This is a genomic window from Rhodococcus sp. NPDC127527, from assembly GCF_042672245.1.
In the GTDB taxonomy this organism is placed as follows: Bacteria; Actinomycetota; Actinomycetes; order Mycobacteriales; family Mycobacteriaceae; genus Rhodococcus_G.
On record NZ_JBHXVP010000008.1, the window covers coordinates 57,470 to 83,013 of the forward strand.

The window sequence follows — 25,544 nt, forward strand, 5'->3', positions numbered from 1 at the left end:
ATGGACGACGACAAGGTGGACACCTGCGACCTGCTGTGCCTCGATCTCCCGCACGCGGAACGGATCCGGGCCGGACTCCCGACCCGGGCACGGGTGGAGCCGGCCGCCGCGGCGGCTCGGGCGCTCGGCGATCCCACCCGCCTGACGATCGCAACGGCACTGCACGCCGGCGACGAGCTGTGCGTGTGCGACATCGCCTGGGTGGTCGGACTGGCCCAGAACCTCGTGTCCCATCACCTGCGGCAACTGAAGATCGCCGGACTCGTCGGCTCGCGACGCCAGGGCCGGCTGGTGATGTACGCGCTCACCCCGCGCGGCCACGGTCTCGTCGGCGCCGTGCTCGGCGACAGCGAACTCGACGCCGTGGAGGGTGAGCATGTCTGACGCCTGCTGCGCACCGACGCCCGCCGACAGCCCAGCCGTCGGTGCACACTCCGACCAGGGGCCGCGGCGGTGGTGGCAGGTTCGCGAACTCCAGTGCGCGGGCGTGGCCGCGGTCCTGCTCGCGGTCGGCTGGGCTCTCGGTCGGGCCGGATCCGATCCGGCGGCGGCGGTGGTGGAACTGGCCGCCGTCGTGGTCGGCGCGTCCACCTTCGCTCCCGGCGCGGCGGCGAACCTGCGGCACCGCCGAATCGGTGTCGGCACGCTGATGACGATCGCCGCGATCGGCGCCGTCGCGCTGGGAAAGATCCCCGAGGCGGCCATGCTCGGCATTCTGTTCTCGACCGCCGAGGGGCTCGAGCACCACGCCGTCACCCGGACCCGCCGAGGACTGCGGGCGCTGCTGTCGCTGGTGCCACCGACCGCGACGGTGCTCCGCGACGGCCACGAATCATCCGTCGCCCCGGACGAACTCGCGCTCGGCGACCGGATGCTGCTGCGCCCGGGTGAGCGGGCCGCCACCGACGGCGTGATCCGCTCCGGCCGCACCAGCCTCGACCTGTCCGCCATCACCGGCGAATCGGTTCCGGTGGAGGCGGGCCCGGGCGACGACGTGTACGCCGGGGCGATCAACGGCGGCGGCGCCGTCGAGGTCGAGGTCACCGCCCTCGCCTCCGACAGCTCCCTCGCCCGCATCGTGCACATCGTCGAGGAAGCCCAGGGACGCAAGGGATCCGGGCAACGTCTCGCCGACAGGGTGGCCCGGCCGCTGGTCCCGGCGATCATGATCCTCGCCGCCCTCGTCGCCGTGGTCGGCGCCCTGCTCGGCGACCCGATGCTGTGGATCGAACGCGCCCTCGTGGTGCTCGTCGCCGCGTCCCCGTGCGCGCTGGCGATCGCGGTCCCGCTCACCGTGGTCGCCGCGATCGGCGCCGCGAGCAGGCACGGCGCCCTGGTCAAGGGCGGCGCCGCGCTCGAGGAGCTCGGCCGCATCCGCGTCGTCGCACTCGACAAGACCGGCACCCTGACGCGCAACACCCCCGAGGTCGTCGCCACCGTCACCGCGCCCGGGGTGAGCGAGGCCGATGCGCTGGCCACCGCTGCGGCCCTCGAGGCCCGCAGCGAGCACCCGCTCGCGCACGCGATCCTCACCGCCGCAGCCGATCCGGTCGTTGCGGCCGACGACGTCACCGCCGTCCCGGGTCACGGCCTGCACGGCAGCCTGGCCGGCGCCCGCCTGCGGCTGGGCAAGCCGGGCTGGATCGCGCCAGGATCCCTTGGCCCCGAGGTCACCCGACTGCAGGACGGAGGCGCCACGGTGGTGCTCGTCGAGCGCGACGCGGCGGTGATCGCGGCGATCGCCGTCCGCGACGAACTGCGCCCCGAGGCGCCCGACGCCGTCCACCGACTACGGCGACTCGGCATCGACGTCGCCATGCTCACCGGCGACAACGAACGCACCGCACACACCCTCGCCGCCGAGGCCGGCATCGTCGCGGTGCACGCCGGACTACTCCCCGAGGGCAAGGCGCAACTGCTGCCCGCCCTCGCCCGCGGCCGCCGGATCGCCATGGTCGGCGACGGCATCAACGACGCCCCGGCACTGGCCACCGCCGACGTCGGCATCGCGATGGGAGCGATGGGCACCGACGTCGCGATCGAGACCGCCGACGTCGCCCTGATGGGCGAGGACCTGCGGCACCTGCCCCAGGTACTCGCCCACGCCCGGCGCGCCCGGCGAATCATGGTGCAGAACATCGGGTTCTCGCTCGCCATCATCGCCGTGTTGATCCCCCTCGCCGCGACCGGCGTGCTCGGTCTCGCCGCGGTCGTGTTCGTCCACGAGTTCGCCGAAGTCCTGGTCATCGCCAACGCCATTCGCGCCGCCCGGGCCACCGCCCTGCCCGGGCTGACCGCGGCCCCCACCGTCGCGGGCCCGGTCCACGTGCGCCTCGCGCCCGCGGGCAACGTCCCCGGCGACACCTGCTGTCCGGGCGACGGCCCGTCCCCGGCACGCTGACCGTGCCATGCTGGAGCCGACGGCCAAGGGGGCCGCGAACGGTCGGGAGGCGCCATGGGGTTCTACTCGGATCGAATCGTGCCACGCCTGGTGGACATCTCCTGCGGGATGTCCCTGACCGAGCCGCTGCGCGAGCGGGTGTGCAGCGGCCTGCACGGGCGCGTGGTGGAGATCGGCTTCGGGTCGGGCCTCAACGTCCCGTTCTACCCGCCCGCCGTCGAGTCCGTCAGCGCCGTCGAACCCGCCGACCTCGGCTGGAAACTGGCGGGCGCACGTCTCGCGGCGTCCACCGTGCCGGTCGAGCGCTCCGGGCTCGACGGGCAGTCACTGCCCTTCCCGGACAACACCTTCGACACCGCACTGTCCACCTGGACGATGTGCACGATCCCCGACGTCGACGCAGCGCTGCACGAGGTGCGCCGGGTCCTCAAGCCCGGCGGCACCCTGCACTTCGTCGAACACGGGCTCGCCCCGGACGCGAAGGTCCAGCGCTGGCAACGCCGCATCGAACCCGTCCAGAAGGCCCTCGCGGGCGGTTGCCATCTCACCCGCGAGATCCCGGCCCTCGTGCGGTCCGCGGGTTTCGAGATCCGCGACCTCGACACGTTCTACGAGCAGGGCGCCCCGAAGTTCATGGGCGCGCTCTCGCTCGGTGTCGCCGCACCCGTCGGTCGGTGACGCCCGCCGCTACTCCGGCTTGCGCAGCGCCGCCATGAACATCGCGTCGGTGCCGTGCCGGTGCGGCCACAGCTGCACGCCCGGGCCGGCGCCGAGGTCGGGCACGCCGGGCACCGACTCGCGGGTGTCCAGCGGGACCACGCCGTGCCTGCGGACGGCGTCCGCGACCACGGCCACCGTCTCCGACAGGTGCGGCGAGCAGGTGGAGTAGAGCACCACGCCGCCCGGACGGACCAGCGAGATCGCCGAGGCGAGGAGCTCACGCTGGAGCTTGACCAGCGCGGCCACGTCGGAGGGCTGTCGACGCCAGCGCGCCTCGGGACGTCGGCGCAGCGCGCCGAGCCCGGTGCACGGCGCGTCCACGAGCACCCGGTCGTAGCCGGGTTCGAGTCCGGGTTCGCGGCCGTCCGCGACGTGGACGTCCACGGGCAGTCCGCGAGTGGTCTTGCGCACCAGGTCGGCCCGGTGCTGCGCGGGCTCGACGGCGTCGACCCGCGCGCCCTCGATGTCGGCCAGCGCGCCGAGCAGGGCCGCCTTGCCGCCCGGGCCCGCGCACAGGTCCAGCCAGCGGCCACCGTCCGCGCCGACGACCGGCGCCAGCGTCAACGCCCGCGCAACGAGCTGACTGCCCTCGTCCTGGACGCCGGCCAGGCCCTCGCGCACCGCGTCGAGTTGTCCCGGATCGCCGCCGTCGAGATGCACCGCGTACGGCGAGTACGGGCCGACCTCCCCACCGGTGACCAGCGCCAGTTCCTCCGCCGAGATCTCCCCGGGCCGCGCCACCAGGTGCACCACCGGGCGGGCGTCGTCCGCGGCGAGCACCGCCTCGAGCTCGGCCGCGTCCGCACCGAGAGCGTCGGCGAAGGCCTGCGCGATCCACACCGGGTGCGCGTACTCGAACGCCAGGTGCCCCACCGGGTCCGCCGTGGCGTCCGGACCGAGCTCGGCCACCCACTGGTCCTCGGACTTCTCCGCCACCCGCCGCAGCACCGCGTTCACGAATCCGGCCTTGCCGCCGCCGAACTCGGCGCGCACCAGGTCCACCGAGGTGGCGACCGCGGCGTGCGGGGCGATCCGGGTGCGCAGCAACTGGTAGGCGCCCAGGCGCAGCACGTCGAGCAGCGGACCGTCGATCTCGTCGACGGGCCGGCCGGCGCCGGCGGCGATGACCGCGTCGAGCAGTCCGCGGGCGCGGCTGGCACCGTAGGCCAGTTCGGTGGCGAGGGCGGCGTCCCGGCCGTCCATCTTGCGGTCCCGGAGTAGTCCGGGCAGCACCAGGTTGGCGTAGGCGTCGCGTTCGCGGACCGCGCGCAGCACGTCGCGCGCGGCGACCCGCGGCTGGTCGACGCCGGAGTCGTCGGGCCTACGCGGCTGACGTGGTCGGGTGTTCGAGGCGCCCTTGCCTGCCTTCGACGAGTTCGCCCGGTTGCCGCGGGAGGGTCTGCGGGATTCGGTCACTGTGCACGCACCTCGGGGTCGAGGCGCGCACCGCGCGCCCAGTCGGCGGCCGCCATGGCCTTCTTGCCTTGTGGCTGAACCTGACTCAGCCGGACCGCGGTCGTCGCGGTGCCGACGTAGCAGCCGTCCTTGCGGACCAGGAACTGGCCGGGTTCGAGCGGTACGTCGACCGCCGTCTCCGCGACCGGGGTGACCGGTGCGACCTTGAGGCGCAGCTCCCCCACCTGCGTCCACGCGCCCGGTGCCGGGGTGACGGCACGGATCTGCCGGTCCACCGCGAGCGCGGGCAGGTTCCACCGCACCCGCGCGGAGTCCACGGTCACCTTCGGCGCGTGCGAGACGCCCTCGTCGGGCTGTGGAACCGGCCGCAGTGCCCCGTCCTCGATGCCGTCGAGCACCGAATCCAGAAGCACCGCACCGCCTTCCGCGAGCCGGCCCAGCAGCTCGCCCGCCGTGTCCTCGGCCCGGATCCGCTCGGTGACCACACCGAACACCGGACCCGTGTCGAGTCCCTCCTCGAGCAGGAACGCGCTGGCGCCGGTCATCTCGTCGCCGGCGGCGATCGCGGCCTGCACGGGGGCCGCGCCGCGCCAGGCGGGCAGCAGGGAGAAGTGCAGGTTCACCCAGCCGTGGCGCGGGACGTCGAGCACCGGGCGCGGCAGCAGGGCGCCGTACGCGACCACCGGGCAGCAGTCGGGCGCGAGTTCCTCGAGCCTGGCGAGGAACTCGGGATCCGAGGCGCGCGCGGGGGTCAGCACCTCGATGCCGTGTTCGTCGGCCAGCAGGCCGACCGGTGACCGGGTCACCTTGCGGCCGCGACCGGCGACCGCGTCGGGCCGGGTCACCACGGCGACGACCTCGTGCCGCTGCGAGGCGAGCAACCGGGCCAGCGAGGGGACGGCGGGGTCCGGTGTACCGGCGAAGACGATCCGCATGTCAGCGACCCCCCGCCGGCGCCGCGGACCCGGTGGAGACGGTGATGCCGGCCCGGAACCAGTCCGACTGGCGGATCACCCGCATCGCGTCCTTACGGTCGGCGGGTTCGAGACGCGCGAGGAACAGGACGCCGTCGAGGTGGTCCGTCTCGTGCTGGACGCAGCGCGCCATGAGGCCGTCGCACTCGAAACTCACCGGCTCGCCATCCATCGTGAAGCCGTGCGCCCGCACGGTCAGCGCGCGCCGGCAGTCCGCCCGCACCCCGGGGATCGATAGGCAGCCCTCCGGGCCGACCTGCTCCCCCGACCCGAGCACCTCGTAGGTCGGGTTCACCAGGTGTCCGGACATTCCGCCGCAGTTGTAGGCGAACACGCGCAGGCCGACGCCGATCTGCGGGGCCGCGATGCCGGCACCGCCCCGGTCCTGCATGGTGTCGACGAGATCCTCGACCAGCTGCGCCAGCTCGCGGTCGAAGTCGACCACCTCGTCCGCGCGGGTCCGCAGGACGGGGTCGCCGAAGAGGCGAACGGGCTGAATACTCACGAGGCTGCTCCCACGGTGTGCGCCCGCCGTCTCCGCGGGTCCGATGTCAAGCAACAGTCTAGGGAAGCCCACGGCCGTCCCCGACCACACCGTACGGGGAGTCCGTCCTGGCTCCGAGCCGTGCCGACGACCGTTACGCCGGATTCCGCATTCTCCGGCCGTCGAATACGCGAATTGTTTGCGAACACGGCGCGTGTAATCCCACCCAATCGGCTCTGCGGGGTATTGACTGTCCCTGTTGTTCGGTCCGGCGGTGCGCGGGAAGTCGAATTGCGGCCGCCGGCCCTGGGAAATGTCGCGCACTCATCTGGAGGTTGTTATGGCCGCTACCGACAACAAGTTGACCAAGGCCTGGGAAGGCAAGACCCTCGAGGAGATTGCCAAGGCACCAGTTTCGGCACTCCAGGGCGTCAGCGAGGGAGATGCCGAGCATCTCCAGGCAGCGTTCAACATCAAGACGGTGGCCGACCTCGGCACCAACAAGTTCTTCCTGTGGGCCCAGGCGTTCGCGAAGCTGGCGGAATAGCTTCCGCATACCGCTCGACACCGAATTCGGCGGCGCGATATCGCGCCGCCGAATTCGGTGTCCGGTGGTTTCGGGTCAGCGACGCCCGACCATTCCTGCCATTCCGGTGCCCAACGGCACCGACTGGCAAGGCGCGACCGGCGCCGAGGGGTCGACCGCCCCGACCACGAGCGACACCGTGAACGGGTCGTACACCATGTTCATGTGACCGGTCATGTCCTGCGGGCAGCGGTCCTGAATCAGGATGTTCTCGGCCCCCGAGCCCTGGAGTGCCACGTTCGAGAACGGCTGGATCATTTCGTCGAATCGGGTGCCGATGGTGACGTACTGCACGCCGGGCACGGTGTCGGAGCCCGCATTCAGTTCGTCGAGGAAGTCGGAGCCCTGCATCTGCTGGGCGACGGCGGTGGTGGTGAACAACCCCGCCGCGTCGGCCCCGCCCGGCACCGACTGGACGAGGGGCACCAACCCGTAGAACACCCCGCCGTAGCTGGGTGAGGCGACCCCGACCCATCGGTCGACGACCTCGGACCCGCCGAGGCGATTGACGAAGTAGCGGGTCACGGTGGCGCCCTGCGAGTAGCCGACCAGATCGACCTTCGCGGCGCCCGTCGCCGCCAGCACCCGGTGGGTGAAGTCCGCCACCTGGCCCGCGGACTGGTACATGTCCTCGGTGCCGAACGACGTCGCCCCGGCCTTGCCGCCGTAGTTGAGCGCGAAGACGCAGTAGCCGCGATCCTTCAACCGGGGCGCGATCTCGGACCAGTCGGAGTAGGCGTTGGCGTCGCTGCCGTGCGCGAGGATCACCGGATTCGGGTGCGCCGCCGACGGCCGGCAGGAGAAGTCGTTGGTGCCGGGTGGCGCGCTGCCGGGATGAGCGTCGGCGTAGTTCGCGGCGTCGAGGTGCGTGTTCTGCGGCGGACCGACCGACGTCGGCACCTCCGACAGCGAGGCGACACCGACTGCCTGCGCCGCTGCGGGAATCGCGAGCAGCGCGGCGATCAGCACGCCGCTACAGGCAACGACAGAGCGCCTCATACGATCCCTTCCCCCTGCGGGCCGGACACCTCACCCTGCAGCCCATCATGTCGTCCGACGGACCGGACGGCTACGCCGGAAAGGTCACGATTTCGGCACGGCCGGAACAAACTTCGGTCTAGATCGAGGTCTCGTCGTTCGACGGGTCCGCCGCATCGTCGGCGTCGCCGGGCCGTGGCTCGTCCGCGAGGATCCGGTAGATCGCGCGCCGGGCCTCGACCAGCACCTCACCTGCCGCCTTCGCCTGCGCGACGGTCCCCACCGCGGCGACCTGGCCGACGGCACCCATCAGCTGCCGGACCAGATCGCGCAGGTCCCGCGCCTCGGGGCCCACCTCGGCGGACACGTCGGCCCAGGGGTCGCCGAGTTCGCCCCGATGCTCCTCGATGTAGGTGGTCCCGGCCTCGGTCAGGCGCGCGGTCTTGCGCCCGGCCACCCGCTCGATGAGCACGAGGCCCTCGTCCTCGAGCTGGGCGAGCGCCGGGTAGACGGACCCGGGGCTCGGCTTCCACAGCCCGTTGCTGCGTTCGGCGATCCGCTGGATCAGCTCGTATCCGTGCTTCGGCCCCTCGGCCAGCAGCAGCAGGACCGCCGCGCGAACGTCGCCGCGCCGACCGCGCCCGCCGCGACCGCGGCCACGTCCGAATCGTTCGCGGCCGAACCCGTCGTCACCGTGCGGCCCACGACGCCCGGGCCCGAAGCCCGCCCCGGCGCCGAACGCGCCTGCCCCGAACGCGTCGGGCCCGAAGCCGTCTCGCCTGCGGTCGCGGCCGGCATGTCCGGGGTGGCGCCGGCCTCGTCCCATGTCTCGTTGAATGTGCTCCATGTCAGTCTCCTCGACTGTCGTCGGCCTGATCGGCCGTCTATCGATTACGTTCTCAACGATATATCGACAATAGCTCGACGGCAAGGGTCGCCTGGATCACCCCGCGCCACCCACAAACACCGGGAGCCGCCCGTGCCGATGGCACGGACGGCTCCCCACGTCGATCAGCGCGAGCGACTCACTCGCCGGTCATCGCCGCGCGCACCCGGTCGGTGTCCGCCTGCGACCAACCCGGATCGGGCAGGATCCGAGCCCAGATGTCCGCAGCTTCCGCACCGTAGGCGTGACCGTGCCCGGCCGGGACGTCGGCCGAGAACACCATGTCCAGGGTCACCTGCCAGAACGTCACCAGCGGCAGCCATCGCATCTTCGGGTCCACGTCGGACCCGCGCGACTCCCTGAGCCAGTCCGGCTCGTTCAGCAGCAGCGACGGCGACCACCACACGATCGGATCGCTGGCGTGCTGCCAGTACACGATTCGGCGCGCTCCCCACTCGGCGCCCAGGTCGAGGTCCGCCGGAGCGGAGGCGAACCGGACAGACCTGCCGCCGTCGATCACCGGGAGGATCTCGCTGGAACCGGCGTCCCGGTCGGCCGTCACCTCCTGCCACTGCGGGGTGAAGTTCGGCGTCCCCACCCAGAGCCCCCCGTCCACCCGGGTGGCCATGTCCTGGTACCCGGCGAACGCGTTCTGGCCGCCGTAGGAGCCGAGGCTCTCGCCGAACACGACCAGCTTCGGCCGGGACTCGACGGGGAGGTCGATCCAGCGCGCGAAGACCGCGTTGAACAGGGCGCGGCCCGCGACCTGCGGGGTCTGCCGGTCCGCGATGAAGGCCAACGGACTGGGCAGGAAGGAGTACTGCATGGAGGCGATCGCGGTGTTTCCGCCCTCGAGGTACTCCAGCGAGGAGGCGACGTTCTGGTTCACCCATCCGCGCCCCGTGGTGGTGTTGACCGCCAACACCTTTCGCTCCCACGCCTTGGTGCGGTCGAGTTCGGCGACCACGAGATCGGCAACGGCCGCCACCGAGTCGGCGGACCCGCGGCCGGCGTAGACGCGGACGGGCTCGAGCGCCGGACGCCCCGTCACCGCCTCGATCTGCGCGGCGTCGGGCCCGCGCCCGACGAAGGTGCGCCCCTCCTGCCCCAGGGTGTCCCAGGCCTGCGCGGACGCGGGCGACCCGCTCCGCTCCGGCGCCGTCGGCTCCTCCACGCCCGGGGCGGTGTCGTAGTCCGCGCCGGAGAAGCTCCAGTTGGCGAACGCGATCAGTCCGTTGTACAGCGCGCCGTTGACGACCAGCACGCCGAGCGTCACGGCCACCACCAGGCCCGCGACGTTCGCGGCCGGGCGGGGCACGAAGCGACGCGCGACCGCGCTCAGCTTCCTGGTTCCCGATCGCAGCCCCCGCGAAGCCCCGAGCAGCACGAACCAGACCAGCGCCGCGATCAGGAACACCAGCAGTACGTTGGCCTCGTTGGTCGGTTCGACCGAGACGAGGCCACGGACGTAGTTCTGCGAGCGGGCGCCGAGCACCAGGAACACCGGGACCAGGACCACCGTCGCCGACCCGAGCACCCACCAGCCGATCCGTCGGGTGCGCGCCGACCACGCCGGTGTGACGCCGCAGGACCGCACCAGCCAGGCCCCCGCGCAACCGAGACCGTAGCCGAGCGCAACCGAGATTCCGGTCGCGACGCCCTGCAGGTACCACGCCCGCGGCAACAGGGACGGGCTCAGCGACCAGGTGAAGAACACCAGCGCGGTGGCCAGCCCGACCGGATGCAGTCGGCTGCCGTAGCGACGCAACCCGTTTCGAAGTCGCCGGACTCTGGGTGCGGGGTCCGGCGCGGGCGCGGAACTCGCGTCCGCGCCGACCGTGTCGAGGGCTGCAGTCATGGTGGCCAACACTAGAGCCCGGGCGCGCACCGAGTGCTCGGCATCAGCCGATTGTGACGGGGTCCATCTGCACCCGCACCGACCCCGACTCCCGACGGGCGCCGCGGACCGCCTGCGCCTGGGCCAGTGCCGCGGCCAGCGCACCACCCTTCCCGCGCGGCACCCGCAACAGCATCCGTTCGACCTCCGCCGGCTCCGGGCCGTCGCCGGCGAACGGCAGCCGCGCTCCGGGCGGCAACGGCACCGGCCCGAGCAGCTCCACCGAGTCGGGCAGGTGCGCACCGGACAGCAGGTCCTCGATCGCGGCGCGGGTGCCGTCGACGGCGGCCAGGTGCACCGCGGGCGGGAACCGGACCTCCGCCCGCTCGGCCAGCTGGGCCTGCGCAGCACCGACCGGATCCCATCGGACCAGCGCCTGCACCGTCGGCAGGCCCGAGTCCGCGACCACCACCACGCGACCACCCTCGCTCGCCGGGCGCACCAGCGATCCCGCCGTCATCCAGCGCCTCAGCGTCTCCTCCTCGGCGCGCAGGTCGGCCCGTCCGAGCAGCGCCCAGCCGTCGAGCAGCAGCGCCGCCCCGTAGCCGCCGGGCATCGTCGGCTCGGCGCCGACCGTCGAGACGACCAGGGACGCACCGGCTTTCACCGTCGTCACGACCTCGCCGCCGCCGGAGGTGAGCACGGGAACGCCGGGGAAGGCGCGACCGAGTTCCTCCGCGGTGCGGCCGGCCCCGACCACCACGGCGCGCAACGAACGGGCGCCGCACGCGTGGCAGCGGTGGTTGGCGTCGGCGACCCCGCACCAGCGACAGGTCGGGGTGCCCGCCCCGTCCGGCCCGGCCGCCGTGGGCAGCGAGAGCGGGCCGTTGCAGCGCCGGCACCGCGCCGGGGCACGGCACTTCCCGCAGGCCAGCGACGGCACGTAGCCGCGCCGCGGCACCTGCACCAGCACCCCGGCGCCCGCGGCGAGCGCCTCCCGGGCGGCCGCGAAGGCCACCGCGGGCAGCCGCGCCGCCCGCGCCCCGGGGTCGCGGGCCAACGCCTGGTCGCTGTCGGCCAACGCCGTGACCTGCGGAGCGCGCGCCCGCACCTGCGGCCGGGCGGCGACGAGGTCGTGCGCCCAGCCGGAGTCCACCAGCGCCTGCGCCTCCGCGGTCCGGGCGTGCCCGCCGAGGACCACCGCGCAGCCGGTGCCGTGCCCGCGCAGCAACGCGACCTCCCGGGCGTGGGGGTACGGGGCCCGCGGTTCCGAGTGGCTGTCGTCGCCGTCGTCCCACACCGCGACCAGTCCGAGGTCGGGCACCGGCGCGAAGACCGCGCTGCGGGTGCCGACCACGATCCGGGCGCTGCCGCGCAGCGCGGCGAGCCAGCGTCGGTAGCGCATCGCCGGGCCGAGGCCGGCGGCCAGCGGGACGACCAGATCGTCCCCCGCGACGTCGACGCAGGCGGCCGCGACCCGGTCCAGGTCCTTCTGATCCGGCACCACCAGCACCGCGGACTGGCCACGCCGGGCGACGACCACGGCGAGTTCCGCCAGCCGCCTCGGCCAGTCGTCGCCGGGCAAGGCCTGCCACACCGCTCGCGGGCCGCGGCCGGCCGCGACCGCGGCGACGAACCCCGCGCCGTGCTGGTACTCGGCCCACGGCTCGGGTGCCGGGCTCGGCAGGTCGGCGACGGTGACCGAGTGCGCCTGCGGGGTATCCCTCTCGGGCGAAGCCTCGGGCGTCCTTTCAGCCTCGACCCGCGCGTGCCGGGGCGGGACGGCGAGACGCAGCACGTCCGCCCTGGTCCCGGCGTAGCGCGCCGCGACGGCGTCGACCAGCGCCGCGATCTCCGGGGTGAGCACCCGTTCGGGTGACACCACACGGTCCAGCCAGCCGAGCTTGCCGGGGTGCTCGCTGGCGGCGATCCGCTCCACCAGGAAACCGTCGACGAGCCGGCCCGCGAACCGGACCCGGACCCGGACACCGGGCTGGGCCTGCTCGTCGAGCTCACGCGGGATCAGGTAGTCGAACTCGCGGTCGAGGTGCGCGAGCGGCAGCATCGGCAGCACCCGGGCCACGGGCAGTTCGGCGGCCGGTTCGCGGGCCGCCGTCACCGCGCCGCCCGTCGACGGTCACCAGACCCGAGGCTCCGCCCGAGAGCGCACGAGCCGCCCACCGTGATCGGTGAGCGGCTCGCGGCAGCGTGCATCTAGAGCCCGGCGGCCGCGCGAAGCTTCTCGGCGCGGTCCGTGTGCTCCCACGGCAGATCGATGTCGGTGCGACCGAAGTGACCGTACGCCGCGGTCGGCGCGTAGATCGGACGCAGCAGGTCCAGGTCACGGATGATCGCGCCGGGACGCAGGTCGAAGATCTCGGTGATCGCCGACTGGATGCGCGCGGGGTCGACCTTCTCGGTGCCGAACGTCTCCACGAACAGCCCGACCGGTGCGGCCTTGCCGATCGCGTACGCGACCTGCACCTCGATGCGCTCGGCCAGGCCCGCGGCGATCGCGTTCTTGGCCACCCAGCGCATCGCGTACGCCGCGGACCGGTCCACCTTCGACGGGTCCTTGCCGGAGAACGCACCGCCGCCGTGGCGGGCCATGCCGCCGTAGGTGTCGACGATGATCTTGCGGCCGGTCAGGCCGGCGTCGCCCATCGGGCCGCCGAGCACGAACTTTCCGGTCGGGTTGACCAGCAGCCGCACGTCGGAGGTGTCGAGACTCGGCACGTCGATCTCGGCGAGCACCGAGCCGAGCACCTTCTCGCGGATGTCCGGGGTGAGCAGGTTGTCGAGGTCGATGTCCGCCGCGTGCTGGGTGGACACGACCACGGTGTCGAGGCGGACGGCCTTGTCGCCGTCGTACTCGATGGTGACCTGGGTCTTGCCGTCCGGACGCAGGTACGGCAGGACGCCGGTCTTGCGGACCTCGGTGAGCCGACGCGAGAGCCGGTGCGCGAGCGCGATCGGCAGCGGCATGAGCTCGGGGGTGTCGGTGCAGGCGTAGCCGAACATCAGGCCCTGGTCGCCCGCGCCCTGGCGGTCGATCTCGTCGTCGGTGACGCCGTCGACGCGCGCCTCGTGCGAGTGGTCGACGCCCTGCGCGATCTCCGGCGACTGCGCGCCGATCGCGATGTTCACGCCGCACGAGTTGCCGTCGAAGCCCTTGGCCGAGGAGTCGTACCCGATCTCGAGGACCTTGTCGCGGACGATCTTCGGGATGTCGGCGTACGCGGTGGTGGTGACCTCGCCGGCCACGTGGACCTGGCCGGTGGTCACCAGCGTCTCGACGGCGACGCGGCTGCGCGGATCCTGCTCGAGCAGGGCGTCGAGGACGGAGTCGCTGATCGCATCACAGATCTTGTCCGGGTGTCCCTCGGTCACGGACTCGCTGGTGAATAGCCGACTACCGGACTTGCTCACAGATCTCCCTCTCGCCAACGGCTGTTGTGTGCCGCGCACGAGAATAGTGCGCGGTGGGGCTGAAACGAACAATTCAAATCACGAAACTGGTCTATCAATATTCACCCTACGAGCACAGGGCTCAACTCGCGTCCGCGCCCCCGCCGTCGGAGCCCGCGTCGAGGAGTGCTGCCACCGCGTCGAGGACCCGGCTCGCCATCAGCGCCTTCGAACCGTGAGCCAGGGCACGCTCCGAACCGTCCGCGCCGAGCAGCCAGCCGTCGTTGTTGTCGACCTCGAAGGCCTTGCCCTCGCCGACCGCGTTGACCACGAGCAGGTCGCAGCCCTTACGAGCGAGCTTGGACCGGGCGTGGGTGAGCACGTCGCCGTGCGCGTCCCCGGTCTCCGCGGCGAACCCGACGATCGCCGCCGTGTTCGGCAGGCCGCCGTCACGGCGGGACTGCACGAGGCCGGCCAGGATGTCGTCGTTGCGGGTCAACGGGATCGTGTCGGGCTCGTCGGCGCCCTTCTTGATCTTGCTGGTCGCGACGGTCGCGGGCCGGAAGTCCGCGACTGCGGCGGCCATCACCACCGCTTCGGCGCCGATCGCGGCCTTGTCGACAGCCTCGCGCATCTCCTGCGCGGTCCGCACCCGGACCACCGTCACGGAGGCCGGATCCACCAAGTCCGCGGTGTAGCCGGCGACCAGCGTGACCTGCGCGCCGCGCTGGGCGGCGAGCCGCGCGATCGCGTAGCCCTGCTTGCCCGAGCTGCGGTTGCCGAGGAAACGCACCGGGTCGAGGGGTTCGCGGGTGCCGCCCGCCGAGACCAGGATCCGCCGGCCGGCGAGGTCCCGGGGCAGCGCGTCGGCGCGCTCGAGCAGCAGGTTGGCGAGGCCGACGATCTCGTCGGGCTCCGGGAGGCGACCCGCGCCGGTGTCCTTGCCGGTCAACCGGCCGGACGCGGGCTCGATCACCGTGATCCCCCGTGCGCGCAGCGTGGCCACGTTCGCGACGGTGGCGGGGTGCTCCCACATCTCGGTGTGCATCGCGGGCGCGAACACGACCGGACAGCGCGCGGTCAGCAGCGTCGCGGTCAGCAGGTCGTCGGCGCGGCCGTGGGCCGCGCGCGCCATCAGGTCCGCGGTGGCGGGTGCGACGACCACGAGGTCGGCCTCCTGGCCGAGCCGCACGTGCGGCACCTGGGGGACGTCGGCGAACACGCCGGTCTGCACCGGGTTGCCGGACAGCGCCTCGAACGTGGCGCGGCCGACGAACTCGAGCGCGGACTCGGTCGGGACGACGCGGACGTGGTGCCCGGCCTCGGTGAAGCTGCGGATGATCGAACAGGCCTTGTAGGCCGCGATTCCGCCGCCCACGCCGACGACGATGCGTCGGGGTGAACCGGCGGAATCCGAATCGATGTCGGTCACAGCGAGGAGCCTGCCGAGCGACCCGTCACTGGCGTCACTCGCCTTCGGTGTGCTCGAGCAGGTCGGAGTGGATCTCGCGCAGGGCGATGGAGAGCGGCTTCTCCTGCAGGCCCGGCTCGACCAGCGGTCCGACGTACTCGAGGATGCCGTCGCCGAGCTGGTTGTAGTAGTCGTTGATCTGCCGAGCGCGCTTGGCGGAGTAGATCACCAGGGCGTACTTCGAGGACGTGCGCGCGAGCAGCTCGTCGATCGGGGGGTTGGTGATGCCGAGCGGGGTGTCGTAGGCCGGCACGCCGTGGCGGTCGGCGTCGGACGTGACTGTCTGAGTGGCGCTCACTGGCGAATCTCCTGAAGTTCGGGGTATTGCGATGGCACTGTGCCGCTACTGCGGACTACCGACTAGCAAGGATACCAACTGTTCGCACGCACGGTCGACGTCGACGTTCACCACGACCGTGTCGAACTCGTCCTTGGCGGCCAGTTCGACCCTGGCCGTCTCCAGTCGGCGCGCGACGACCTCGTCGGACTCGGTCCCGCGGCCGGTGAGCCGGGCGACCAGTTCCTCCCAGCTCGGCGGGGCCAGGAACACCAGGATCGCCTCGGGCATCGCCGCGCGGACTGCGCGGGCTCCGGCGAGGTCGACCTCCACGAGCACCGGGTGTCCGGCGTCGAGCGCCGCGCGCACCGGTGCGGCCGGGGTGCCCGACCGCTGCAGCCCGCCGTGGATCTCCGCCCATTCGAGCAGTTCACCGGCGTCGATCATGCGCTGGAACTCGGCCTTCGACACGAACCGGTAGTCCTTGCCGTCGACCTCGCCCGGGCGGGGTTCTCTCGTCGTCGCAGACACGCTGAAGACCAGGTCCGGGAGCCGCTCGTGGAGCTTGCGCACCACGGTCGACTTGCCCACGGCGGAGGGGCCGGCCAAAACTACGAGCCGGCCCCTCCGCGCTGTGCTGTCCCCGGCCACGTGCGCCGGGGTGGTCTTGCTGCCTGACACGTTGTTTGCGTCAGCCACCACGTTCTTTGCTCAGGCCTCGAAATCGAACCTGGTGAGCAGGGCCTTGCGCTGGCGGTCGCCGAGGCCGCGCAGGCGGCGGGTCGGAGCGATCTCCAGTTCGGTCATGATCTCCTGCGCCTTAACCTTGCCCACCTTGGGCAGGGCTTCGAGCAGGGCGGACACCTTCATCTTGCCAAGGATCTCGTCCTCTTCGGCGTCCTTGAGGACCTGCTTCAGGTCGGTGCCGCCGCGCTTGAGGCGCTCCTTGAGCTCAGCCCGGGCCTTACGGGCGGCAGCCGCCTTCTCCAAAGCAGCAGCGCGCTGCTCATCGGTCAACTGGGGAAGGGCCACGGTTCCTCCGTCTCGTCGTGTGCAAAATAGGTCTTCATCCACTGGATAACCAGCAGCGATAGCGACCGTACTCACGCTGACCGCCGATTGCTAACCCACCCCCTGGCGCGTCGCCGGAAATCCCGTCGGCTATGCGAGCCCGGCCTCGACCTCGTCGCGAACCCGTTCGGCGGCCTCACGGAGCGCCGAAACCGACGGCCCGTGACGAAGAACGTCGCGAGAAGTGTTGGGTAGCAACAACTCTCGCGAGTCCGCGAAGATCTCTGCCAAATCGGCCACGGTGGCGCCCTGCGCGCCGAGACCCGGCGCCAGGATCGGGCCGGAAAACTCCGACAAATCCAATCCGTGCCCGCGTGTCGCACCGATCACCAGGCCCACCGTGTCTCGTCCGTCACGGTTCTGCGCGGCCGCCGCGTCGACGATCGACTGCGCCACCGATACCGTCTGGTCTGCGGAAACAGACTCTTCGGGTATCCGGGCACCCTGGAGCACCCCGCCCTCCGGGTTGGAGGTGCGGGCGAGCACGAACAGGCCGCGGCCGCCCTCGGTGGCCAGCGTGACGGCCGGTTCGAGCGCGCCGAATCCCAGGTACGGCGAGACCGTCACCGCGTCCGAGGACAACGGTGAGTCGGCCCCGAGCCAGGCCTGCGAGTACGCGGCCATCGTCGAGCCGATGTCGCCGCGCTTGGCGTCGGCGACCACCAGCGTCCCCGCCGCCCTGACCACCGAGATGGTGCGTTCGAGCACCGCGTACCCGGCGGCGCCGTAGGCCTCGAAGAACGCCACCTGAGGCTTCACGAGGGCCACGTCCCCGACGAAGGCCTCCACGCAGATCTCGGCGAACGTCTCGACGCCCCCGGCGGTCTCCGGAAGTCCCCAGGCCCGCAGCAGCGAGGGGTGCGGGTCGATCCCCACGCACAGCCGACCCCGGGCCGCGACCGCGGCCCGGAGCCGATCGCCCCAGCTGTGCTGGCTCACGACTGCGCCGATGTGGGCTGCGCAGGCTCGCCCGGTGCCGGCTCGCGCAGCGTCACGTGCAGGTCCTGCAGGGAGCGCACCCCGATGTCACCCCGGATGCCCGCCTCGATGCCCTGCACCGCCGCGGAGGCGCCCTGGACGGTGGTGATGCACGGGATGTTCACCGACACCGCCGCGCTCCGGATCTCGTAGCCGTCCACGCGGGGACCCGAGTTGCCGTAGGGGGTGTTGATCACCATGTCCACCTCCCCCGCCTTGATCTGCTCGACGATCGTGCGCGCGCCCTCCGGCAGGTCCTCGCCGGACTGCTTGTGCACCTGCTCGCAGGTGATGCCGTTGCGCCGCAACACGTCCGCGGTGCCCTCGGTGGCCAGGATCCGGAAGCCGAGGTCGGCGAGGCGCTTGACCGGGAAGATCAGCGACCGCTTGTCCTTGTTCGCGACCGAGACGAACACCGCGCCGCTGGTGGGCAGCGAGCCGTACGCCGCGGTCTGGCTCTTGGCGAAGGCGGTGCCGAAGTCCGCGTCGATGCCCATCACCTCGCCGGTGGACTTCATCTCCGGGCTGAGCAGGGTGTCGACGCCGGTGCCGTCCGCACGGCGGAACCGGTTGAACGGGAGCACCGCCTCCTTCACCGCGATCGGCGCGCCGGCCGGGGTGTTGCCGCCGTCGCCCTCGGCGGGCAGCACGCCGTTCGCCCGCAGGTCCGCGATGGACTCGCCGAGCATCACGCGGGCGCAGGCCTTGGCCAGCTGCACGGCGGTCGCCTTCGACACGAACGGCACGGTGCGGCTGGCGCGCGGGTTCGCCTCGAGGACGTAGAGGATGTCGTCCTTGAGCGCGTACTGCACGTTCAGCAGGCCCTTGACCCCGATGCCCTTGGCGAGGGCCTCGGTGGAGCGTCGGACGTTCTCGAGATCCGCCTTGCCGAGCGTGATCGGCGGCAGCGCGCAGGCCGAGTCGCCGGAGTGGATGCCGGCCTCCTCGATGTGCTCCATCACGCCGCCGAGGTACACCTCGGTGCCGTCGCACAGCGCGTCGACGTCGATCTCGACCGCGTCCTCCAGGAACCGGTCCACCAGCACCGGGCGGTCGTCGGAGATCTCGGTGGCGCGGGAGATGTAGTCCTGCAGCGACTTCTCGTCGTAGACGATCTCCATGCCGCGGCCGCCGAGCACGTAGGACGGGCGCACCAGCACCGGGTAGCCGATGCCGCCTGCGATCTCGCGGGCACCGTCGAAGGTGGTGGCGGTGCCGAACTTCGGCGCGGGCAGGCCCGCCTCGGTGAGGACGCGACCGAACTCGCCGCGGTCCTCCGCCAGGTCGATGGCCTCGGGGCTGGTGCCGACGATCGGCACCCCGGCCTCCTTGAGGCGCTTCGCCAGACCCAGCGGCGTCTGGCCGCCGAGCTGGACGATGACGCCCGCGACGGTGCCCGACGCCGACTCGGCGCGGTAGACCTCGAGCACGTCCTCGAAGGTCAGCGGCTCGAAGTACAGCCGGTCGGCGGTGTCGTAGTCGGTGGAGACCGTCTCCGGGTTGCAGTTGACCATGACGGTCTCGTAGCCGGCCTCGGACAGCGTCAGCGCGGCGTGCACGCAGGAGTAGTCGAACTCGATGCCCTGACCGATGCGGTTCGGCCCGGAGCCGAGGATGAGCACCTTCGGCCGCTCGGTCTGCGGGGCGACCTCCGACTCGGCGTTCGGATCCAGCTCGTAGGTCGAGTAGTGGTACGGCGTCTTGGCCTCGAACTCCGCGGCACAGGTGTCGACGGTCTTGTAGACCGGGTGCACCTTCAGCACGTTGCGCAGGGTGCGGACCGCGTCCTCGCCCTCCTGGCTGTCCCCGCCGAGTCCCGGCCGCAGCGCGGCGATCTGCCGGTCGGACAGGCCGTGGTACTTGGCCTGACGCAGGGTCGCCTCGTCGAGGACCTCGACCGCCCGGACCTGCTCCCCCAGCTCGTGGATCTGCTGGAACTGGTCGAGGAACCACGGGTCGATCTTGGTGGACTCGAAGAGTTGCTCGACCGTGGCGCCGAGCGCGAACGCCTTCTCGATGCCGTACATCCGGCCGTCCTGCGGCACGCTGAGGTCCGCGAGCAGCGACTCGAGGTCCTGCGCCTCCACCTCGGGCCCGGTCCAGTAGCCGGCGCGCTTGGTCTCGAGCGAGCGCATCACCTTGCCGAAGGCCTCGGTGAAGTTGCGGCCGATCGACATCGCCTCGCCGACCGACTTCATCGTGGTGGTCAGGGTGCCGTCGGCGCCGGGGAACTTCTCGAACGCGAACCGCGGCGCCTTGACCACGACGTAGTCGAGGGTCGGCTCGAAGCAGGCGGGGGTCTCGCCGGTGATGTCGTTGACGATCTCGTCGAGCGTGTAGCCGATGGCCAGCTTCGCGGCCATCTTCGCGATCGGGTAGCCGGTCGCCTTCGACGCGAGCGCGGACGAGCGCGAGACGCGCGGGTTCATCTCGATGACGACCAGGCGGCCGTCGGTCGGGTCCATCGCGAACTGGATGTTGCAGCCGCCGGTGTCGACGCCGACCTCGCGCAGGATGTCGATGGAGAGGTCGCGCATCTTCTGGTACTCGCGGTCGGTGAGGGTCATGGCCGGGGCCACGGTCACCGAGTCGCCGGTGTGCACGCCGACCGGGTCGACGTTCTCGATCGAGCAGATGATGACCACGTTGTCGCGGCCGTCGCGCATCAGCTCGAGCTCGTACTCCTTCCAGCCGAGGATGGACTCCTCGATGAGCACGTTCGCGGTCGGCGAGGCGGCGAGGCCGCCGCCGGCGATACGGTTGAGGTCGTCCACGTCGTACGCCATGCCGGAGCCGAGGCCGCCCATGGTGAACGAGGGCCGCACGACGACCGGGTAGCCGAGCTCGGCGACGGTGTCGTGCACCTCCTCCATCGAGAAGCAGACCCGCGAGCGTGCGGACTCGCCGCCGACCTTGGCGACGATGTCCTTGAACTTCTGCCGGTCCTCGCCGCGCTGGATGGCGTCGAAGTCGGCGCCGATCAGCTCGACGTCGTACTTCTCGAGGATGCCCTGCTCGTGCAGCGCGACCGCGGTGTTCAGCGCGGTCTGGCCGCCGAGGGTGGCGAGCACGGCGTCGATCTTGTGGCCCTGCTCCGCTTCGCGGGCGATGACCTTCTCGACGAACTCGGCGGTGATCGGCTCGACGTAGGTGGCGTCGGCGAACTCGGGGTCGGTCATGATCGTGGCCGGGTTGGAGTTGACCAGGCTCACGCGCAGGCCCTCCTCGCGCAGCACGCGACACGCCTGGGTGCCCGAGTAGTCGAACTCGCAGGCCTGGCCGATGACGATCGGTCCGGAACCGATCACCAGGATGTGCTTGAGATCTGTGCGACGTGGCATTACTTCTTGACTCCCTCGAGCAGGCTGGTGAAGCGGTCGAACAGGTACGCGGCGTCGTGCGGGCCGGCGGCGGCCTCGGGGTGGTACTGCACCGAGAAGGCCGAGTCGTCTAGCAGGCGGACACCCTCGACGGCGCCGTCGTTGGCGCAGGTGTGGCTGATCACGGCCCGGCCGAACGGGGTGTCGAACTCCTGGCCGGCCTCGCCCTCGAGCGCGAACCCGTGGTTCTGGGCGGTGATGGCGATCCGGCCCGTGCCGTGCTCGATCACCGGGATGTTGATGCCGCGGTGACCGAACTTCATCTTGTAGGTGTCCAGGCCGAGCGCGCGGCCGAGGATCTGGTTGCCGAAGCAGATGCCGAACAGCGGCAGACCCTGGCCGAGCACCTCCTTGGTCAGGTGCACCGCACCGTCCGCGGTCGCCGGGTCGCCGGGTCCGTTGGACAGGAACACCCCGTCCGCGCCGAGGTCGAGGATCTGCTCGAGGCTGGCGTTCGAGGGCAGAACGTGCACCCGGATGCCGCGCTGGGCGAACATCCGCGGGGTGTTGGTCTTGATGCCGAGGTCGATGGCCGCGACCGTGAACCGGGCCTCGCCGCCGACCGGCTCGATGACGTAGCCGCTGTCGGTGCTCACCTCGCTCGCGAGGTCGGCGCCGAGCATGGACGGCTGCTCCTTGACCGCCTGCAGCATCGTCGCGTCGTCGGTGAGCGCGGGACCGGAGAAGACCCCGGCGCGCATCGAGCCGCGGGTGCGCAGGTGCCGGACCAGCGCGCGGGTGTCGATTCCGGCGATGCCGACGACGCCCTGGGCGACCAACTCGTCCTGCAGCGATCCGGTGGCGCGCCAGCTGGAGGTGCGGCGCGCGGGGTCGCGGACCACGTAGCCGGCCACCCAGATCTTGTTCGAGTCGCCGGAGGCCTGGCGGCCCGCGCTCAGCGCCTCGCCGTCCTCGCTGTTCCAGCCGGTGTTGCCGATCTGCGGCGCGGTCGCGACCACGATCTGGCGGTGGTAGCTGGGGTCGGTGAGCGTCTCCTGGTAGCCGGTCATGCCGGTGGAGAACACCGCCTCGCCGAGGGTCTGCCCCACGGCCCCGAAGCTGGCGCCGCGGAAGATCCGCCCGTCCTCGAGGACGAGGGCCGCCGGTCCCGTGCCGCTCGCTGATTCAAAGCTGTCACTCACGCGTTCTCTCCGTTCACCCATGCCGGGTACACACTCTTGTCGTCTCCACGGAATCCGGTGTCGATCTCCGTTCCGGTGGGCAGCTCCCACCGGATCACCAGGACCCCGTCCTTGCTCATGACCTTGCCCGCGAGCCCGCGCTCGGTGCGGATCGCGCGGATCGACTCCTGCGGGATCCAGATCGCCGAGGCGCCGTCCCGCTCGAGCAGCACCCCGCGCTCGTACCGGCTGAGGTCGCCGGTGGCACGAAAACCGATGTCGCCGACCGCGATCCGGTCCTGCCAGCTCGGCGCCACCGTGCTGCCGACGTACAGCCCGGAGCTGGGCTCGATCAGCTGTTCACCGAGTTCCGCGGGAACCTGCGGCAGTTCGCCGATCGCGTCTCGCTGCCGGCGGGCCCGGCCCTTCCAGCCCCAGTACATCAGCGCGACCATCGCCACCCAGAAGGCGACGAAGCCGAGCGTCAACAGGATCCGGTCCGTGCTCATGCCTGCACCTTCCCGTCGCGGACGGTGACGCGGCCACGCAGCAGGGTGGTGGACACCCGCGCGCCGAACGTCATCGACTCGTACGGGGTGTTGTTCGCGACGGACGCCAGGTCCGGTCCGTGCACCGTCCACTCGTGGTCGGGGTCGACCAGGGTCAGGTTGGCCGGCTCGCCGACGGCGATCGGCCGGCCCTGGTCGGGCAGGCCGACGATCTCGGCGGGACGCTCGCTCATCACCCTCGCGACGCCGCGCCAGTCCAGCAGGCCGGACTCGACCATCGTCCGCGCGATGACCGCCAGCGAGGTCTCGAGCCCGAGCATGCCCGGCCGCGCGGCCGAGAACTCGCAGCACTTGTCCTGCTCGGCGTGCGGGGCGTGGTCGGTGGCCACGCAGTCGACGATGCCGTCGGCGAGGGCCTGCCGCAGCGCGGCGACGTCGGAGGCCTCGCGCAGCGGCGGGTTGACCCGGTTCACGCCGTCGTAGGTCTCGAGCCGGGAGTCGTCGAGCAGCAGGTGGTGCGGGGTGACCTCGGCGGTGATCGGAATGCCCTGCCCCTTGGCCCACTTCAGCAGCTCGACGGTGCCCGCGGTGGACGCGTGGCAGATGTGCACGCGCGCACCGGCGTCGCGGGCCAGCAGCGCGTCGCGGGCGACGATCGACTCCTCGGCCGCGCGCGGCCAGCCGCCGAGCCCGAGCCGGGCGGCGGTCGGGCCCTCGTGCGCGACGGCGCCGACGGTCAGTCGCGGCTCCTCCGCGTGCTGGGCGATCAGGACCCCGAGGGCGCTCGAGTACTCGAGCGCGCGCCGCATGATCAGCGGGTCGTACACGCAGTGCCCGTCGTCGGAGAACATCTTCACGGCGCCGACACCGGCGGCCATGGTCGCCATCTCGGCGAGCTGCTTGCCCTCGAGCCCGACGGTGACCGCACCGACCGGGTGCACGTCCACCAGCCCGACCTCCTGCCCGCGCCGCCACACGTGGTCGGTGACGACCACCGAGTCGGCGACCGGGCTGGTGTTGGCCATCGCGAAGACGGCGGTGAAACCGCCGAGCGCGGCCGCGGCCGAACCGGTCTCGATGGTCTCGGTGTCCTCGCGGCCGGGTTCGCGCAGGTGGGTGTGCATGTCGACGAAACCGGGCAGCAGCACCTGGCCGCCGGCGTCGATGACGTCGGCGCCCTCGGGTGCGGTCAGGCCGACGCCGATCTCGGCGATCTCGCCGCCACGGATCAGCACGTCGGTTGGCTCACCCTCGCCGTAGAGGCGCGCTCCCGTGATGAGAACCTCGGTCACAGCACGGCCCCTTCCTCGGTTCCGACCAACAATCCGAACAACACCGCCATGCGGACGTGAACTCCATTCGTAACCTGTTGCAACACTGCAGTTTTCGGTGAATCAGCGACCGCGGACGCGATCTCCATGCCGCGCAGCATCGGGCCGGGATGCAGGACCACCGCGTGCTCGGGCAGCAGCGCGAGCCGACGCTCGGACAGTCCGTAGGTGATCGAGTACTCGCGCGGCGACGGGAAGAACCCGCCGTTCATCCGCTCGGCCTGCACCCGCAGCATGAGCACCGCGTCGGCGCCGGGCAGTTCCGCGTCCAGCGAGTGCGAGACGGTCACCGGCCAGGTGGACACCCCGACCGGCAGCAGGGTCGGCGGCGCGACCAGCACCACCTCCGCGCCCAGCATCGAGAGCAGGAAGGCGTTCGAGCGGGCCACCCGGCTGTGCAGGATGTCGCCGACGACGAGGATCCGCTTGCCCTCGACGGTGCCGAGGCGTTGACGCAGGGTCAGCGCGTCGAGCAGGGCCTGGGTCGGATGCTCGTGCGTGCCGTCGCCTGCGTTGATCACGGCCGGTCCCCCGCCGTTGCCGTCGCCGGTCCACTCCGCGATCCGGTGCGCGGCCCCCGACGCGGGGTGCCGCACGATGAGCGCGTCCGCACCCGCGGCGTGCAGGGTCAGCGCGGTGTCGCGCAGCGACTCGCCCTTGGACACCGAGGAACTCGACGCGCTGACGTTGATGACGTCCGCGCTCATCCACTTGCCCGCCACCTCGAACGAGACGCGGGTGCGGGTGGAGTTCTCGAAGAAGACGGTCATCACCGTGCGCCCGCGCAGGGTGGGCAGCTTCCGGACCTCGCGGCCGAGCAGGGCCTGCTGGAACCGCTCAGCCTCGTCGAGCAGCCCGGTGGCGGACTCCTTGGTCAGGTCCGTAACCGAGAGCAGATGCTTCACAGATTCACTCCAGAGCTGAGGGTCACACTGTCCACGCCGTCGTGCTCGACGAGCAGGACCTTGACGTCCTCGGTGCGTGCGGTCGGGACGTTCTTGCCGACGTAGTCGGCCCGCAGCGGCAACTCGCGGTGACCGCGGTCCACCAGCACGGCGAGCTGCACGGCTTTCGGCCTGCCGAGGTCGCGCAGGGCGTCGAGGGCGCTGCGCACGGTCCGTCCGGAGAACAGCACGTCGTCGACGAGGACCACCAGCGCGTTGTCGACGCCGCCGTCGGGCACCGAGGTGCGCTCGAGCGGGCGGTGCGGCTTCGTCCGCAGGTCGTCGCGGTAGAGGGTGATGTCGAGCGAGCCGGTCGGCGGGCGGACCCCCGAGAACTCCTCGATCTTGCTCGCCAGCCGGGTGGCGAGGGTGGTGCCGCGGGTCGGGATCCCGATCAACACCACGCGGGGCGGATCGGTGTCGGCGTCGAGCGCGGTCTTCTCGATGACCTGGTGCGCGATGCGCGCGATCGTCCGACCTACGTCGGCGGCAGAGAGCAGCTCCCTGGTGACAGGGTGGTCCTGAGCCGACGACTCGGCGGAGGATGGCTCGGGCGTGAGCAAGCTGGACCTCCTTCTCCGCCTCTCGGGACGGGTCGTTAAAGGATGTCTGACGTCGTCGAGCCTATCAGCGCGACCGCCCCCGATCGGCAACGGTTCGGGGTGTGCTCAGCCACACTCGCGCCCCCAATGACGACGAACGCCACGGACCGGTAGTCGGTCCGTGGCGCCTCGGCCAAGCCGGGTGAGTGAACGGAAGCGTTCACTCGATC

23 protein-coding genes are annotated in these 25,544 nt (G+C 71.7%); 4 read left to right on the forward strand and 19 right to left on the reverse strand.

Going from position 1 to position 25,544, the window contains the following annotated elements; translation table 11 throughout:
• From ACFVH2_RS15090 to ACFVH2_RS15100, 3 genes are read left to right on the forward strand one after another with little or no spacing between them, the layout of a single operon-like run.
• Positions 1 to 384: an ArsR/SmtB family transcription factor gene (locus ACFVH2_RS15090; RefSeq protein WP_378423726.1), complete on the forward strand. Its 384-nt coding sequence runs from the start codon at positions 1 to 3 to the stop codon at positions 382 to 384.
• On the forward strand, positions 377 to 2,401 hold the full coding sequence (locus ACFVH2_RS15095) for a heavy metal translocating P-type ATPase (protein WP_378423728.1): 2,025 nt from the start codon (positions 377 to 379) through the stop codon (positions 2,399 to 2,401). Before ACFVH2_RS15090 ends, ACFVH2_RS15095 begins: the two co-directional genes overlap by 8 nt.
• 54 nt (positions 2,402 to 2,455) lie before the next feature.
• Positions 2,456 to 3,079, forward strand: a complete 624-nt coding sequence (locus ACFVH2_RS15100) for a class I SAM-dependent methyltransferase (RefSeq protein WP_378423730.1) — start codon at positions 2,456 to 2,458, stop codon at positions 3,077 to 3,079.
• Positions 3,080 to 3,088: 9 nt separating this feature from the next.
• Here the strand turns inward: ACFVH2_RS15100 and ACFVH2_RS15105 are convergent, their stop codons facing one another.
• The 3 genes from ACFVH2_RS15105 to def are packed head-to-tail and all read right to left on the reverse strand — an operon-like array spanning position 3,089 to position 6,016.
• Positions 3,089 to 4,537: an RsmB/NOP family class I SAM-dependent RNA methyltransferase gene (locus tag ACFVH2_RS15105; RefSeq protein WP_378423732.1), complete on the reverse strand. Its 1,449-nt coding sequence runs from the start codon at positions 4,535 to 4,537 to the stop codon at positions 3,089 to 3,091.
• Entirely contained in the window at positions 4,534 to 5,472 is a 939-nt protein-coding gene (gene fmt, locus ACFVH2_RS15110) for a methionyl-tRNA formyltransferase (RefSeq protein WP_378423734.1), read from the reverse strand. Before fmt ends, ACFVH2_RS15105 begins: the two co-directional genes overlap by 4 nt.
• A gap of 1 nt (position 5,473) precedes the next feature.
• Positions 5,474 to 6,016, reverse strand: coding sequence for a peptide deformylase (gene def, locus ACFVH2_RS15115; RefSeq protein WP_378423736.1), 543 nt, complete (start codon positions 6,014 to 6,016; stop codon positions 5,474 to 5,476).
• Positions 6,017 to 6,335: 319 nt separating this feature from the next.
• On the opposite strand from def, the gene ACFVH2_RS15120 reads away from it, so the two are divergent.
• Positions 6,336 to 6,542 (forward strand): hypothetical protein, encoded by a 207-nt coding sequence (locus tag ACFVH2_RS15120; protein WP_378423738.1) that lies wholly within the window; start codon positions 6,336 to 6,338, stop codon positions 6,540 to 6,542.
• Between the two features lie 75 nt (positions 6,543 to 6,617).
• On the opposite strand, the gene ACFVH2_RS15125 is transcribed toward ACFVH2_RS15120, so the two are convergent.
• From ACFVH2_RS15125 to pyrR, 16 genes are all read right to left on the reverse strand, one after another.
• Positions 6,618 to 7,580, reverse strand: a complete 963-nt coding sequence (locus ACFVH2_RS15125; protein ID WP_378423740.1) for an esterase/lipase family protein — start codon at positions 7,578 to 7,580, stop codon at positions 6,618 to 6,620.
• A 118-nt stretch (positions 7,581 to 7,698) separates the two neighbouring features.
• Positions 7,699 to 8,406, reverse strand: a complete 708-nt coding sequence (locus ACFVH2_RS15130; protein WP_378423742.1) for a PadR family transcriptional regulator — start codon at positions 8,404 to 8,406, stop codon at positions 7,699 to 7,701.
• Positions 8,407 to 8,584: 178 nt separating this feature from the next.
• Positions 8,585 to 10,303: an alpha/beta hydrolase gene (locus tag ACFVH2_RS15135; RefSeq protein WP_378423744.1), complete on the reverse strand. Its 1,719-nt coding sequence runs from the start codon at positions 10,301 to 10,303 to the stop codon at positions 8,585 to 8,587.
• A 43-nt stretch (positions 10,304 to 10,346) separates the two neighbouring features.
• Positions 10,347 to 12,347, reverse strand: coding sequence for a primosomal protein N' (locus ACFVH2_RS15140; RefSeq protein WP_378423991.1), 2,001 nt, complete (start codon positions 12,345 to 12,347; stop codon positions 10,347 to 10,349).
• Positions 12,348 to 12,496: 149 nt separating this feature from the next.
• Positions 12,497 to 13,711, reverse strand: coding sequence for a methionine adenosyltransferase (metK, locus tag ACFVH2_RS15145; protein ID WP_378423746.1), 1,215 nt, complete (start codon positions 13,709 to 13,711; stop codon positions 12,497 to 12,499).
• 121 nt (positions 13,712 to 13,832) lie between these two features.
• The gene (gene coaBC / locus ACFVH2_RS15150; protein ID WP_378423748.1) at positions 13,833 to 15,122 is read right to left on the reverse strand and encodes a bifunctional phosphopantothenoylcysteine decarboxylase/phosphopantothenate--cysteine ligase CoaBC; all 1,290 of its coding nucleotides are present in this window, start codon (positions 15,120 to 15,122) and stop codon (positions 13,833 to 13,835) included.
• Positions 15,123 to 15,156: 34 nt separating this feature from the next.
• Positions 15,157 to 15,459 carry a DNA-directed RNA polymerase subunit omega gene (gene rpoZ, locus ACFVH2_RS15155; RefSeq protein WP_378423750.1) on the reverse strand — a complete coding sequence of 101 codons (303 nt, stop codon included), beginning with the start codon at positions 15,457 to 15,459 and terminating at the stop codon, positions 15,157 to 15,159.
• Positions 15,460 to 15,504: 45 nt separating this feature from the next.
• Positions 15,505 to 16,089: a guanylate kinase gene (gene gmk / locus ACFVH2_RS15160; RefSeq protein ID WP_378423993.1), complete on the reverse strand. Its 585-nt coding sequence runs from the start codon at positions 16,087 to 16,089 to the stop codon at positions 15,505 to 15,507.
• Between the two features lie 60 nt (positions 16,090 to 16,149).
• Positions 16,150 to 16,470, reverse strand: a complete 321-nt coding sequence (mihF, locus tag ACFVH2_RS15165) for an integration host factor, actinobacterial type (protein ID WP_142101778.1) — start codon at positions 16,468 to 16,470, stop codon at positions 16,150 to 16,152.
• A gap of 129 nt (positions 16,471 to 16,599) precedes the next feature.
• Positions 16,600 to 17,448 (reverse strand): orotidine-5'-phosphate decarboxylase, encoded by an 849-nt coding sequence (gene pyrF, locus ACFVH2_RS15170; protein ID WP_378423752.1) that lies wholly within the window; start codon positions 17,446 to 17,448, stop codon positions 16,600 to 16,602.
• Positions 17,445 to 20,828: a carbamoyl-phosphate synthase large subunit gene (carB, locus tag ACFVH2_RS15175; protein ID WP_378423754.1), complete on the reverse strand. Its 3,384-nt coding sequence runs from the start codon at positions 20,826 to 20,828 to the stop codon at positions 17,445 to 17,447. Before carB ends, pyrF begins: the two co-directional genes overlap by 4 nt.
• Positions 20,828 to 22,009, reverse strand: a complete 1,182-nt coding sequence (carA, locus tag ACFVH2_RS15180; RefSeq protein WP_378423756.1) for a glutamine-hydrolyzing carbamoyl-phosphate synthase small subunit — start codon at positions 22,007 to 22,009, stop codon at positions 20,828 to 20,830. Before carA ends, carB begins: the two co-directional genes overlap by 1 nt.
• On the reverse strand, positions 22,006 to 22,497 hold the full coding sequence (locus tag ACFVH2_RS15185) for a transporter (protein WP_378423758.1): 492 nt from the start codon (positions 22,495 to 22,497) through the stop codon (positions 22,006 to 22,008). Before ACFVH2_RS15185 ends, carA begins: the two co-directional genes overlap by 4 nt.
• Positions 22,494 to 23,789, reverse strand: coding sequence for a dihydroorotase (locus ACFVH2_RS15190; protein ID WP_378423760.1), 1,296 nt, complete (start codon positions 23,787 to 23,789; stop codon positions 22,494 to 22,496). The genes ACFVH2_RS15185 and ACFVH2_RS15190 overlap by 4 nt, the downstream gene beginning before the upstream one ends.
• Entirely contained in the window at positions 23,786 to 24,733 is a 948-nt protein-coding gene (locus ACFVH2_RS15195) for an aspartate carbamoyltransferase catalytic subunit (RefSeq protein ID WP_378423762.1), read from the reverse strand. Before ACFVH2_RS15195 ends, ACFVH2_RS15190 begins: the two co-directional genes overlap by 4 nt.
• Positions 24,730 to 25,335, reverse strand: coding sequence for a bifunctional pyr operon transcriptional regulator/uracil phosphoribosyltransferase PyrR (gene pyrR / locus ACFVH2_RS15200; protein WP_378423764.1), 606 nt, complete (start codon positions 25,333 to 25,335; stop codon positions 24,730 to 24,732). Before pyrR ends, ACFVH2_RS15195 begins: the two co-directional genes overlap by 4 nt.
• Positions 25,336 to 25,544: the final 209 nt, after the last annotated feature.